The organism is Streptomyces synnematoformans, assembly GCF_039531005.1.
Lineage (GTDB): Bacteria > Actinomycetota > Actinomycetes > Streptomycetales > Streptomycetaceae > Streptomyces > Streptomyces synnematoformans.
The window spans coordinates 63,632-76,326 of sequence record NZ_BAAAPF010000005.1 but is presented as its reverse complement, the minus strand read 5'-3'; the positions used below and the strand labels follow the sequence as shown (position 1 = coordinate 76,326).

The window sequence follows — 12,695 nt, the reverse complement described above, 5'->3', positions numbered from 1 at the left end:
CACGTGGTACGCCCGCCAGGTGGCCCGGTGGTCGGCGGCGGCCAGCGCGGCCGCGTCCCGGGCCCGGGCCCCCACCGGCTCGTCCCGCCAGCCGGCCAGGCGGCCGGCCAGCCCGTCGACCAGGTCGCGGCCCATCGGGGTGAGCCGGTCCGCGCCGCGGATCGCGTGCAGCGCGGTGAGCGTCTGCTGCCGCCACAGCACGTACTCGAACTCCGCCAGCTCCCCGCGCCGCCGTCGCCAGAAGCGGGTGACGCCGAAGAACGCGTAGACGCCCTGCAGGAGCCCGCCCAGCGGGCGGGGGTCGTCGCGCCAGGGCGCGTAGAACCGTTCCGCCCCGCCGTCCTCGTAGAGGGTGAACAGATGCATGAACGCGCCGAGTTTGTGGTGCTGGAACTCGTGCACGAGCGTGCACGCGAGCTGCTCGGCGTCGTCGGGCTCCGAGGCCACGACGGCGCCGAAGGCGTCCCCCGACGAGGCGCTGTGCGGGCGGTACCGCTCGGACCGGGGCCGGGGCACCACCGAGCGCAGCCCGGCCGCGGCGGCCCGTGCCGCCTCGGGGTCGTCGCGCGCCAGCAGCCGCCACGCCTCGGCGAACAGCCCGGCCCAGCGGTCCGCGCCGCCCAACGGCTCGGCCGCGCGCGGCCCGCGCAGCGCCCGGTACGGGTCGATGTCGTCGAGCAGCAGGGTGCAGCCCTCGGCGCGCAGCTCCCGCAGCCCGTGCCAGCCGCCGGCCCCGCCGGATCCGTCGGCCCCCTCGGACCTGCCGGTCCCGCCGGACGCGTCCGCCCGTACGCGCACCGGGCCGACCCGTACGTCGCCGTCCGCGGCGACCACCTCGGCGGCGGCCCAGCGGCCCGCCGCCGACTCCACCCGGGCGCCGCCGAGGCCGGGCAGCACCGCCCAGCCGTCGCGGACCGGCACGCTCGTACGGAAGGTGAGGCCGGCCAGCACCGCGGCGGAGGCGGCCACCGCGTGCAGGTGGCCGGTCTCGACCCACAGCGGCGAGTCGGCGGGGGCCGTGCCCCGTACCCGCCGCAGCGCGTGCGCGGCCCAGGTCCCGACCGCCGGATAGGCCAGCAGCCGTTCCACCTCGGCGGGGGCGGACCGCCAGGCGCGGATCAGCAGCCGCCAGCCGTCCTGCAGCCCGGGCAGCGGGCCGGCCGGCGTGTCCGCGGCGCCCGCGGCCGCGTCGGCGGCGTCCGCCAGCGCCCGTAACAGCAGCAGCCGCCAGCTGCGTTCGGCGGCACCGAGCAGGGCGATCGCGTCCGGCCCGCCCCCGCCGCGCAGCAGTTGGCGGTGCTCGGCACGTCCCAGCCGGTGCTGCTGCGCTTCCACCCGCACTTCCGCTCCAGGTTCCGTGACATCAGGGCCGTACGACGACGGGCGGACCGGCGTGCCGGGCGCCCGCGCGCACGGGCTACTCGTCGCGCTGAGGGTTGTAGCCGCCCATGCTGCTCGCGGGGTCGTCGATCCGGCGGAGCAGGCGGTGCATCGACGCCGTCACGACCGGCGCGTCCATGGCGAGCAGCTCGTCCGGGCCGACGGCCCCGAGATCAGCCAGCTCCGCTTCGACGCTGTTCTGCTCGCTCACACCCCACCCATCTAGGGGTCAGGCGGCGGTGCGCCGCCGCAGTCCGGGAAACCTGGCCGGAGGCCGGACAGCCCGTGCCGGACTGCCGGGCCAGAATAGCGCGGCGCGGGGCCGGAGAGGCCCCGATTATTTCGCAGCCCGCGAACCCGGCCCGGCGTCGTCGGCGGCGGCCGCGCCCGCGTCGTCGGTCACGTCGAGCGCCGCGGAGCGCCGCACCCGCCGGGCCGCGCGGGACCGCCGGACCGGGGCGATCACGACCGCGGCACCACCACCGTGATCAGCCTGCGGTCCCGTGCGGGCTCGGCTTCGATGTCCGGCGGCGGGGGCGGGCTCGGCGCGGGCACGGAGAACTCGGTCTCCCAGGCGGCCCACGGGTCCGGCGACACGCCCGCGTCCGCCTCCTCCGGAACCTGCCCGCCCCGCCGTCCGGGGACCGCGTCCGGCGGGACGTCGGCGGCGAGGAACCCCTCGTCGCTCCGGGTGCCCTGCGGGGTGGCACGCGGGAAGTGCGCGGAGTCACCGGTGCGGCGATGCCGTCCCCGGGGGGCGGTGGGGCCCTCGGGGTCGGGCAGAAGCCCTTGAGTGGAGAGCTTCTTGAGGCGGTCGACCACGGTGCTCACCTCCACGCCGGCCTCGGCGGCCAGCACATGCAGGTCCACACCGCTGCGCCAGCCCTGCGCCAGCGCCTCGTCCAGCGCCGACAGGGCCAGGGGGCCGGAGGAGGCGTATCCGCCGGATCCGTCCGGGCGGTCGGCGCTTTCGGCGGCACGCTCCTTTTCGGCGCGCTCGTGGAAGGAGGTCAGCAATTCCTCGGCCACGATGCGGGCGTCTTTCCGGCCGACGCTCCGGCGCGCGGCCCGTACCTCACGTTCCGCCAGTCCCAGCAGGTCGGCCGCCGAGCGGTCCCTGCCGAGGTTGACCGCGAACGCGGCCAACGCGTGCCGACGGGCCGTCTGTGCCTGCGCAAGCACTGTTTCGGCGATCCTGACCTGCTCGTCGTAGTAGCAGAATTCCTCTGCGATAGCCCGATTCCGATGCCACGAGTGTCGCGGTTCCATACGCCCCATATCCCGATCTACGGAATGTCGTAAGAATAGCTCTGACCGGTCAGCACCAAGACCGCGCCCGGGATGTTTTTCCCTGCTATCAGAGCATCCACCCGCTTCATCAACGCCCCAACCCCCGTATGGGACACGACCCGCCATCGGCTGTTTCAGACCATTACGTGCACCTCCCCGCCTCCGCCCCCGGAAGACGGCCGGCGGGCTTCGGTGCCTCCGCGCCCGCGCGGTGCCACGCCTTGTCGCGGAGCAGCCGCAGTCCGTTCAGCCCCACAAGGACGGTGGAGCCCTCGTGGCCGGCCACGCCGAGCGGCAGGGGCAGGTGCCCGGCCAGGTCCCAGACGACCAGCGCGGCGATGAACGTCCCGGCGACGGCCAGGTTCTGCACCACCAGCCGGCGGGCGCGCCGGGAGAGCGCCACGACGGCGGGTACGGCGGCGAGTTCGTCGCGTACGACGACGGCGTCGGCGGTCTCCAGCGCCAGGTCGGAGCCGGCTCTGCCCATGGCGACGCCGACGTGGGCGGCGGCCAGCGCCGGGGCGTCGTTGACGCCGTCGCCGACCACCAGCACCCGCCGCCCGGCCCGCTCCTGCTCCCGTACGGCCGCCACCTTGTCCTGCGGCAGGAGGCCCGCGCGGACGTCGGCGATCCCCACCCCGTCGGCCAGCCGGGCGGCGGCCTGCTCGTTGTCGCCGGTGAGCAGCGTCGGCGCGGTGCCGGTCAGCGCCGTCAGGGCGGTGACGGTGGCGGCGGCGTCGGGGCGCAGCCGGTCGGCGACGCCCAGCACCCCGGCCGGGACGCCGTCCACGGTGACCGTCACGGCGGTGCGGCCGCCGGCCTGGAGGGCGGCCACCTCGGCGGCGGCGGTCCGCACCTGCGGTCCGGTCCGGCCGGCGAGCAGGGCCGGGCTGCCGACGGCCACCCGCGCCCCGTCGACGACGGCGGCCACGCCGAGGCCCGGGGTGGCGGTGAAGTCGTCCACGGGCGGGACGGGAAGGCCGCGGGTGCGGGCGGCGTCGACCACCGCGCGGGCCAGCGGGTGCTCACCGGGGTACTCGGCCGCCGCGGCCAGACTGAGCAGGGCGTCCTCGTCCCGGCCGGCCCCGGGCAGCGGGCGGACGTCGGTGACGTACGGGACGCCCTGGGTGAGGGTGCCGGTCTTGTCCAGCGCCGCCGCGTCGACCTGGCCGAGGCGCTCCATCACCACGGCGGACTTGACCAGGACGCCGTGGCGGCCGGCGGTGGCGATGGCGGACAGCAGCGGCGGCATGGTGGCCAGCACCACGGCGCAGGGCGACGCCACGATCATGAAGGTCATCGCGCGCAGCAGCGCGTCGCTCAACTCGGCGCCGAAGGCCAGCGGGACGAGGAAGACGGCCAGGGTGGCGACGACCATGCCCACCGAGTAGCGCTGCTCGACCTTCTCGATGAACAGCTGGGTCGGCGCCTTGGTCTCGGACGCCTCCTCGACCATGGCGACGATGCGGGCGATGACGAAGTCGGCCGCGTCCCGCTCCACCCGCACGCGCAGCGCACCGGTGCCGTTGAGGGTACCGGCGAAGACCTCGTCGCCGGCCTGCTTGGCCACCGGCAGCGGCTCGCCGGTGATGGTGGCCTGATCGACCTCGCCGGCCCCGTCCAGCACCCGCCCGTCGGCGCCGACGCGCTCCCCGGGCCGGACCAGGACGACGTCGCCGACGGCCAGTTCCTCGACGGCCACCTGCTCCTCGCCGCCGGCGGTCAGCCGGGTGGCGGTGGCGGGGGTCAGGTCGAGCAGGCCGCGTACGGAGTCGGCGGTCCGGGCGGTCGCGAGGGCCTCCAGCGCGCCGGAGGTGGCGAAGATGACGATCAGCAGCGCGCCGTCCCGCACCTGCCCGATGGCGGCCGCGCCGAGCGCGGCGACCACCATCAGCAGGTCGACGTCGAGGGTCCGGGCCGCGAGCGCCCGCACCCCGGCCAGGCCGGGCGCCCAGCCGCCGGTGACGTAGACGGCGGCGTACAGCGGCCCCCACGACCAGGCCGGCGTGCCGGCCAGGTCCAGCGGCAGCGCCAGCAGGAACAGCGCCAGTGCGGCGGCGGCCCAGCGCGCCTCGGGAAGCGCGAGCACCCGCGTGCGCCGCGGGGGCGCGACCGGGGACGGCGGGGTGGCCGCGGGCGGGGGGTGGGCGGCGAGGGTGGTGGGCGACATGTCCGGGGTGGCTCCTTCGCGCGGACCAGTGGGGTGCCGACCCGCCCACCATACAGGAATACATGAACACCTCTTCAAGCATTCTCTATTGTTAGGATGGGCGCATGGGCCACGGAGCCGCATCCCCCGCCGAGAACGCCGTCCCGCGTGCGCGCTTGGACGCGGCCGACGCGGCGAAGGTGGCCACGACGCTCCAGGCCCTGGCCACCCCCTCCCGGCTGCTGATCCTCGCCCGGCTGCGGGAAGGCCCCTGCACGGTCACCGAGTTGGCGCACGCGGTCGACATGGAGCAGTCCGCGTGTTCGCACCAGCTGCGGCTGCTGCGCAACCTGGGCCTGGTCACCGGCACCCGCAAGGGCCGTTCCGTGGTGTACGCCCTCTACGACAACCACGTCGCCGAACTCCTCGACCAGGCCGTTTACCACATCGACCACCTGCGGCTCGGCCTGAGCGACGCCCCCGGGGCCGGCGCGGGGGCCGCGGCGCCGGCGCCGACCGAGTAGCGCGGACCGGGCGGCCGAGCCCTCCGGCCGGTCCGCGGTTCAGCCGGGGTCCACCGGGCGGCACGGGAGGCCCCTCACTCGCGGCCGGGCAGGCAGCGGTCGCAGACGCCGCTGAGTTCGAGGGTGTGCTCGATGTCGGCGAAGCCGGCCGTGGCGGCGAGGCGCTCGGCCCAGCACTCGACGACGTCGGTGCCGTCGTCGGCGTGGGCGCCGGGTAACGGGAGGACGCCGGCGGGCAGGGCGCGGTGGGCGGGCGTCGGGGGCGCCGGGGACCTGGTCGGCGGCCCGCCTCCCGGCGGCCGGTGCCGATCCGGGTCAGTCACCCTGAGGTGCGGGCGCGGAGCCGGTGATCTCCAGGACCGCGCTGGAGCAGCTGTACCCCGTGCCGCCGCCCACCAGGAGCACCCTGTCTCCCGCTTGCACCTGCCTCGACTCCACCAGGTGGTCGAGGCCCGCGAAGTGGTCGCCCGCGCCCAGGTGGCCCACCGTGCCGCTCAGCTCCCAGTTCGAGATCTTCTCCGGGACGCCGAGCTGGAGTTCCAGCTGCCAGCGCATCCGCGACCGCCCGGTGGAGACGAGGACCACGCGGTCGATGCCGGACATGGTGGTGTCCGCGTCGGTCAGCGCGTCGCGGACGGAGGCGTCGGCGACCTCCGCCATCCGCTGGGCGATCTGCCGCATGTTCCCGTGGGCCCGCGTGTACGCGTCCGCGCCGGCGGCGAGGTCGAGCGGGGTCTCGACGGCCCGGGGGTCGTCGGCGAGCCGCGCGGCCCTGGAGACCGGCTCCAGGGAGTTGTCGACGCGGGTGGCCGTCGACAGCAACCGCGCGAGGCCGCCGGTGGCCGACAGCACCAGCGCCGTCCCGCCGTCCCCGTAGACGAGGCCGCGTTCGCAGCGCCACCGGTCGAAGGAGGGGCCCGTGAAGCGGTCGGCGGTGGTCAGCAGCGCCGCATCAGCCGTCCCGAGACGGCCGGCGGCGAGTTCGATCGACGCGACTCCCGCGTTGCAGGACTGCTGAAGGCCGAAGGCCGGAACATCCGAACCCACCGTGTGCTCCGCGACGTAGGAGGCCGGCGCCCACAACTCGGCACCCTGGAACCACAGATGGCTGTGGTACACCGTGGAGACCCGCCGCGCCGCCTCCCCGGCCCGCTCCAGCGCGACGCGGGCGGCGCGCACCGCCATCTCGGGTGCGCTGGGGCCGCCGTCGGGCTCGGTGTCGGCGGCCGCGACCGAGACGATCCTGTTGGCCGCGTGCTCCTCCGCGTCGTAACGGCCGGACCGCACCGCCTCCTCGGCGGAACGGCGACCGGGCAGCCAGACGCCCGTCGCGGCGATGTGCACCTGACCCCAACGCATTTGCTTCCTCCTGTCCGGCCCGCCGGACGGTTCACGGGCCGCGGTTTTCCGGGGCACTGTCCTGAGCGATGTCACCCGCGTGCGTTCATGTCGGACCCGGCCCGGGCGGGGAGGCGGTCTCCTCCAGGTACGCGGCGATGCCGGCGACGGTCGGGCGTTCGAAGAGGAGGCCGAGCGGGGGGACCGCGCCGAACTCGTCGCGGACGCGTTCGACGAGCCGGGCCATCACCAGGGAGTGGGCGCCCCGGTCGAAGAGGTCGTCGTCCCTGCCGATGCGGACCTCCGGAATGAGCGCGGAGACGATGCCGGCCACCCGCCGTTCGGCGTCGGTGCGCGGCGGCTCCGGCGCGTCCTGCGCCGTGCCGGGCGTGCTCTGGCCGGGACGGGGCAGCGCGCGGCGGTCGACCTTCCCGTTGGGCGTGAGCGGCAGCGTGGCCACGACCGTGAGGAGCGCTGGCACGGCGTAGGCCGGCAGCCACGACCGCAGGGCCGCACGCAGCTCCCCGGACTCCACCCGCTCGCCGGCGGGCTCCACGAACGCGCTGAGCCGGGCCTGCGCCCCCTCCCCGGCCACGACCACCGCGGCCCGGCGCACCCGCGGATCGCGCTCCAGCGTCGCCTCGACCTCGCCCAGTTCGATGCGGTGCCCGTGCAGCTTGATCTGGGTGTCGGCGCGTCCGACGAAGGTGATCCGGCCGTCGTCACGCCGCCGCACCAGGTCGCCGGTGCGGTACATGCGGGCCCCGGCGCGCGTGGTGAACGGATCCGGCACGAAGCGCTCGGCGGTCTGTGCGGGCCGCCGCAGGTAGCCGTGGGTCACGCCGTCGCCGCCGATGCACAGCTCACCCGTCGTACCGACCGGCACGGGACGCAACGCGGCGTCGAGGACGTGCAGTTGGGTGTTGGCGAGCGGGGCGCCCAGGGGCACCTCATCGAGGACCTCCTCGACCCGGGTGCTCACCGACCACACGGTGGTCTCCGTCGGCCCGTACATGTTCCACAGGCGGGCTCCCCGGGCGGGCAGGGCACGGGCCAGCGACGCCGGCATCCGCTCCCCTCCGCACAGCGCGGTGAGCCCCGGGGTGCCGGCCCAGCCGGCGTCGAGCAGCAGCTGCCAGCTCACCGGCGTGGCCTGGAGGTGGGTGACGCCGGGGCTCTCCAGACACGCGCGCAGGCGACTGCCGGAGCGTGTGGTGTCCTCGTCGGCGAGATGTACCGCCGCGCCCCGGGAGAGGGGCAGGTAGTAGTCGGTGACCGCCATGTCGAACGACGGTGTGGTCACGGACAGCCAGCCGTCGCCGGGGCCGAGCGGGAAGTCGCGGCCGAGCGCGGCGAGCAGGTTGGTGAGGGCCCGGTGCGGTACGACGACCCCTTTGGGCGTGCCCGTGGACCCCGAGGTGTAGATCACGTATGCCGGGTGCTCCGGCCCCGGCCGCACGGCGGGGGGTTCCTGCGCCTCACCGCCGTCCGGCCGGACGGCCGGCGCGTGATCGACCCGGCGGTCGGTGAGCACGGCCGCGGCCCCGGAGTCCGCCAGCAGGAAGGCCAGCCGTTCGGCGGGCAGCGCCGGGTCGAGGGGGACGTATGCCGCGCCCGCCTTCATCACGCCGATGAGCGCGGCGAGCAGGACCGGCGTACGCGGCAGCAGCACGGCGACCGGACGCCCGGGGCCGATCCCCTCGGCGTGCAGCCGGTGGGCGATTCCGTTGGCCATGCGGTCGAGGCGGGCGTAGCCGAGGGGCTCGGTGCCCGCGCCCGCGGCGATCACGGCCGGCGCCGCGGGGGTGCGGAGCGCGGCCTCCTCGAACTGCTCCAGAAAGCCCCTCTTCGCGTCGTACGGCACGTCGGTGGCGTTCCACTGCCGTGCCGGGCCGCTGACAACCGAAGGCTGTCCCACTCGGTTCACCACCCCCGCGTCAGCCGGCCAGGTCCGCCACGAAGGCGTCGAGCAGGTCGTCGGGCGCCTCCATGAACCGGTAGTGCGGGCCGTGCAGCAGCCGGAACGTGGTCTCCCCGCACTCCGCCCAGCCGTCCATCAGCCGATGGTCGACCTCGGTGTCCTCGTCCCAGCCGAGCGCGGTGATCGGGACCGGGAGGCGCACCGGCTCGGCGGGGCGGTAGCGCTTGTTGGCCTCCACGTCGCCCCGCAGGACCTCCAGGCTGAGGTCGACCAGGTCCGGCCGGGGCGTGCCGCCCAGCTCCACAATCAGGGTGCGTACCTCGTCGGTGAGTTCCGCGTCCGACATCTGCAGGAAGCGGCCGTGCGGGCCCTTGTGCGGGGCGATCTGCGAGGAGACGAAGAGCCGCGCCGGCAGCGGGCCGCCGCGTTCGTGCAGCCGGACGGCCGTCTCGTACCCCGGAAGGGCCGAACCGCAGTGGCCGAAGAGGCCGAACGGGCGGTCCAGGTACGGCAGGAGCACGTCGGCGAGGTCGTCGGCCAGCTTCTCGTACGTCGGGTAGGACGGCTCGCGGAAGCGGTTCTCCCGTCCGGGCAGCTGTACGGGGACGACCTCCATGTCGCCGACGAACCGCGGCCACCCGCGGTACATGCTGGCGCCGCACCCCGAGTAGGGCAGGCAGAACAGCCGGACGGCACCCTCGGCGGAGGGCTCGCGAAGGAACCAGCGGGAGGCGCTCATGCGGCCGGCTCCCCGAGTCGGCCGACCGCGTCGCGGCGCACCCGCCCCGCCATCGGCATGTGCTTGATGCCGGCGACGAAGTTCGAGTGCAGGTGCTCGATCCCGCCCGCGAACTCGAACGACTCGAAGGTCTGGAAGAGTTCGGTGAAGAGGATCTTCAGGCTCATCCGGGCGACGGTGTGTCCCACGCAGTAGTGCGGACCGCTGCCGAACGCCAGGTGCCGGTTGGGCTTGCGCCGGATGTCGAAGGTGAAGGGGTCGGCAAAGGCCTCGGCGTCCCGGTTGGCAGCGCCCAGCCAGACCACGACCGCGTCGCCCGCGCGGATCTTCTCGCCCCGCAGCTCGACGTCCTGGAGGGCGTAGCGCATGAAGTGGTTGGTGGGAGAGGCCCAGCGGAGTGCCTCGTCCAGCCCGGTGTTCAGCAGCTTCGGGTCCGTGCGCCACTCGTCCCAGACGCCGGTGCCCACGACCTCGGCCATCGCGCCGGTCGGCACGAAGGGCGTGGTGACGTTGGCCCCGAGGATCAGGCTGTAGCAGTTCGACAGGACGGCACCGGTCTCCAGCCGGGAGCCGTCGATCTCCATGTCGAGCAGCAGGCTGACGAGGTCGTCACCGAGGTGGTGGCGACGCTCGCGCAGGATGTCGTGGAAGTACGCGAACAGCTCGCGGTGAGCGCCCTGCAGCGTCTCGTCGACCCCGTCCGGGCCCCCGAACTCGGGGTCCTCCGGGGCGATGGACATCGTCGTCAGCCGGGTGAGGTGCGGCCAGTCCTCGCGCGGCAGGCCCATCATCGTGCCGGCCGTCGCCATCGGCAGCGCCATCATCGCCTCGGCGAAGTCGAACCGCTCCCCGCCGAGCGCGGGGGCCAGCAGCCGGTGCACCTCCGCGGTGACCGCGTCGCTGTACTTCTCCACCCGCTTGTTGGTCAGGGCACGCTGCATCGGGGCCCGCATCCTCGTGTGCCTCGGCGGGTCGGTCGCGGCCATCTGCCGGCCCCGGGCCGGGTCGTCCTTGCCCAGCAGGAAGAGCATGGTGCCGCGCTGGGAGGTGAACAGGGTGTGGTCGCGCAGCACGAGGTCGGCGTCCTCGAACGTGGTCACCGACCAGAACCCGAGGGTGTCGTCGACCTGCTGCCAGTGGACCGGCGCGTGCTCCCGCATGTCCTCCCAGACGGCGTGCGGGTCGCCGTGCGCGAACAGCAGGGGGTCGGTCAGGTCGACCGCGTGCCGGTCGACCTCGCCCGGGGCTGCGGACTTGTTGAGCCTCATCTGATGGGTCTCCTGGATCAGGGTGCGGGGACGGACGGGGCGGGTGCCGAGGCCTGTTGCTCCCGGAGCTCGCCGGCGAGCTCCGCCACCGTGGGCCGCAGGTAGAGCGTCCGTGCGGAGAGCTCCACGGAGTACTGCTCGTGGAGGCGGTTGAGCAGGTCGGCGGCGATCAGGGAGTGGCCGCCCAGTTCGAAGAAGTCGTCGTCCACGCCCACCGGCTCGACGCCCAGCAGGTCGGCCCACTCCTCGGCGACCGCCGCCTCGGTCGGCGTCCGGGGCGCCGTGTACTCCGACGGCAGCGCGCGCGGCGCCCGGCGGGCCGCGGGCAGCGCCGCCCGGTCCACCTTGCCGTTGCGGTTCAGCGGCAGTTCGGGCAGCGTGAGGACGGCCCAGGGCACCAGGTAGCCGGGCAGCTCGCCGCGCAGCCACTCCCGCAGCCGCCGGCCCAGCTCGGCGGGGGCGTCGTCCCCGGGCCGTACCGCGGTGACGTACGCCAGCAGCCGCTTGCCGCCGGCGCCGTCGCTCTGGCCGACCACGACGGCCTGGCGTACGTCCTCGTGGCCGCCGAGCACCGTCTCGACCTCACCGGGCTCGACCCGGTAGCCCTGTATCTTGAGCTGGCGGTCGGCGCGCCCCAGGAACTCCAGCGCCCCGTCGGCGAGGCGCCGCACCAGGTCGCCGGTCCGGTAGAGCCGCGCGCCCGGCACCGCGGCGAACGGGTCCGGCACGAAGCGCTCGGCGGTGGCCGCCGGACGTCCCAGGTACCCGCGCGCCAGGCCGTCTCCCCCCGCGTACAGCTCACCGGGCACACCGACGGGCACGGGGTGCAGCGCCGGGTCGAGGACCAGGGCCCGGGTGCCGCTGATCGGCCGGCCCAGCGGCACCGAGGTGCCGGCGACCGGTTCGCGGGAGGTCCAGCAGGCGGTGAACGTGGTGTTCTCCGTGGGGCCGTAGCCGTTGGTGAACAGCAGATGAGGATGGGCGCCGAGCAGGCGGCGCACATGCGCGGCGGAGACCACGTCGCCGCCAGCCAGCACATGGCGCAGCCCGGCGAACGCGTCCAGCTGCTGGTTGACCATCTGGTGGAAGAGGCCGGCGGTCATCCAGGCGACGGTCACGCCCTCGTCGACCAGCGTGGCGGCGAGGGCGTCGACGGCCAGCGGGCCGGGGGGATGGACCACCAGCCGGCCGCCGTTGACGAGCGGGGCCCACACTTCGAGGGTGGACGCGTCGAACGCCATCGGAGCGAGCTGCAGCACGCTGTCCGTCGGGCGGAACTCGGCCCAGTCAGGCTCCACGACCAGCCGCGCCACCGCCGCGTGCGGGACGCAGATCCCCTTGGGCTCGCCGGTCGAGCCCGAGGTGAAACTGACGTACGCGGCGGCGGCCGGCGGCACCGGCACGCAGACCGGCGGCCCGGCCCCGGGTTCCCCGGCGCCGGAGTCGAGCGGCAGGAGCGTGACGTCGTCGGGCCAGGACGCGGCGGCGCCGTCCTCCGCCAGCACCGTGCGGGCTCCCGTCCCGGCGAGCTGTCCGCGCAGGCGCTGGGCGGGGAGGTCGGGTTCGAACGCGGCGTAGGCCGCACCGGTCTTGAGGATGGCCAGCAGCGCCACGACGAGCCGCACCGACCGTCCGGCGACGACTCCGACCACCTGGTCGGGGCCGGCCCCCGCCCGGCGCAGCCGCGCGGCCAGCGCGTCGGCGGCACGGACCAGCCCCCGGTAGGTGAGCGACTCGTCTCCGCACGTGACCGCCACCGCGTCCGGGCTGCGCTCCGACTGCTCCTGGACCAGGACGTGAACGGGCCGCGGAGCGACCGGTGCGACGCCGGAACCGGCGAGGGACATGACCTCGGCCAGGTCGCCGGGGGGCAGCAGCGGCAGCACGGACAACGCGACGTCCTCGGGCCCCCGCACGGCCAGGAGCGCCCGGTGCAGCTGTCCCTCCAGGTACGCGGCCTCCCGCGCCGGCAGCGCCCCGGGGCCGGCCCCCGGCAGCACGGCCAGCCCGCCGGCGTGGGCCGCGACGGTCAGGCCGCGGACGGGCCGCTCCGGTTCGACCGCCCACTCCAGCCGGGCGTCCGCGA

The 12,695-nt window shown here is 75.2% G+C and carries 11 protein-coding genes; 1 reads left to right on the top strand and 10 read right to left on the bottom strand.

Features of this window, described 5'->3' with window-relative positions; all coding sequences use genetic code 11:
- From ABD317_RS02940 to ABD317_RS02925, 4 genes are all read right to left on the bottom strand, one after another.
- On the bottom strand, window positions 1-1,341 hold a 1,341-nt coding region (locus tag ABD317_RS02940; protein WP_344287502.1), incomplete at its 3' end, for an HEXXH motif domain-containing protein.
- 76 nt (window positions 1,342-1,417) lie between these two features.
- Window positions 1,418-1,591 (bottom strand): hypothetical protein, encoded by a 174-nt coding sequence (locus tag ABD317_RS02935; RefSeq protein ID WP_344287500.1) that lies wholly within the window; start codon window positions 1,589-1,591, stop codon window positions 1,418-1,420.
- A 251-nt stretch (window positions 1,592-1,842) separates the two neighbouring features.
- Complete coding sequence (locus tag ABD317_RS02930) at window positions 1,843-2,562, bottom strand: hypothetical protein (protein ID WP_344287498.1); 720 nt, start codon at window positions 2,560-2,562, stop codon at window positions 1,843-1,845.
- Window positions 2,563-2,812: 250 nt separating this feature from the next.
- Window positions 2,813-4,840 carry a heavy metal translocating P-type ATPase gene (locus tag ABD317_RS02925; protein ID WP_344287496.1) on the bottom strand — a complete coding sequence of 676 codons (2,028 nt, stop codon included), beginning with the start codon at window positions 4,838-4,840 and terminating at the stop codon, window positions 2,813-2,815.
- A 104-nt stretch (window positions 4,841-4,944) separates the two neighbouring features.
- Between ABD317_RS02925 and ABD317_RS02920 the strand changes: the two genes are divergently transcribed.
- Window positions 4,945-5,343, top strand: a complete 399-nt coding sequence (locus tag ABD317_RS02920) for a metalloregulator ArsR/SmtB family transcription factor (RefSeq protein ID WP_037780753.1) — start codon at window positions 4,945-4,947, stop codon at window positions 5,341-5,343.
- Window positions 5,344-5,417: 74 nt separating this feature from the next.
- Here ABD317_RS02920 and ABD317_RS02915 read toward each other — a convergent pair whose 3' ends face one another.
- The 6 genes from ABD317_RS02915 to ABD317_RS37715 form a co-directional block, all read right to left on the bottom strand.
- Window positions 5,418-5,666, bottom strand: coding sequence for a hypothetical protein (locus ABD317_RS02915; RefSeq protein WP_344287493.1), 249 nt, complete (start codon window positions 5,664-5,666; stop codon window positions 5,418-5,420).
- Window positions 5,659-6,702, bottom strand: coding sequence for a ketoacyl-ACP synthase III family protein (locus ABD317_RS02910; protein ID WP_344287492.1), 1,044 nt, complete (start codon window positions 6,700-6,702; stop codon window positions 5,659-5,661). The genes ABD317_RS02915 and ABD317_RS02910 overlap by 8 nt, the downstream gene beginning before the upstream one ends.
- An 85-nt stretch (window positions 6,703-6,787) precedes the next feature.
- On the bottom strand, window positions 6,788-8,599 hold the full coding sequence (locus tag ABD317_RS02905; RefSeq protein ID WP_344287491.1) for a non-ribosomal peptide synthetase: 1,812 nt from the start codon (window positions 8,597-8,599) through the stop codon (window positions 6,788-6,790).
- A 19-nt stretch (window positions 8,600-8,618) separates the two neighbouring features.
- The gene (locus ABD317_RS02900; RefSeq protein ID WP_344287489.1) at window positions 8,619-9,341 is read right to left on the bottom strand and encodes a thioesterase II family protein; all 723 of its coding nucleotides are present in this window, start codon (window positions 9,339-9,341) and stop codon (window positions 8,619-8,621) included.
- The gene (locus ABD317_RS02895) at window positions 9,338-10,609 is read right to left on the bottom strand and encodes a cytochrome P450 (RefSeq protein ID WP_344287487.1); all 1,272 of its coding nucleotides are present in this window, start codon (window positions 10,607-10,609) and stop codon (window positions 9,338-9,340) included. Before ABD317_RS02895 ends, ABD317_RS02900 begins: the two co-directional genes overlap by 4 nt.
- A 17-nt stretch (window positions 10,610-10,626) precedes the next feature.
- Window positions 10,627-12,456 (bottom strand): amino acid adenylation domain-containing protein, encoded by a 1,830-nt coding sequence (locus ABD317_RS37715; protein WP_425582254.1) that lies wholly within the window; start codon window positions 12,454-12,456, stop codon window positions 10,627-10,629.
- Window positions 12,457-12,695 lie beyond the last annotated feature (239 nt).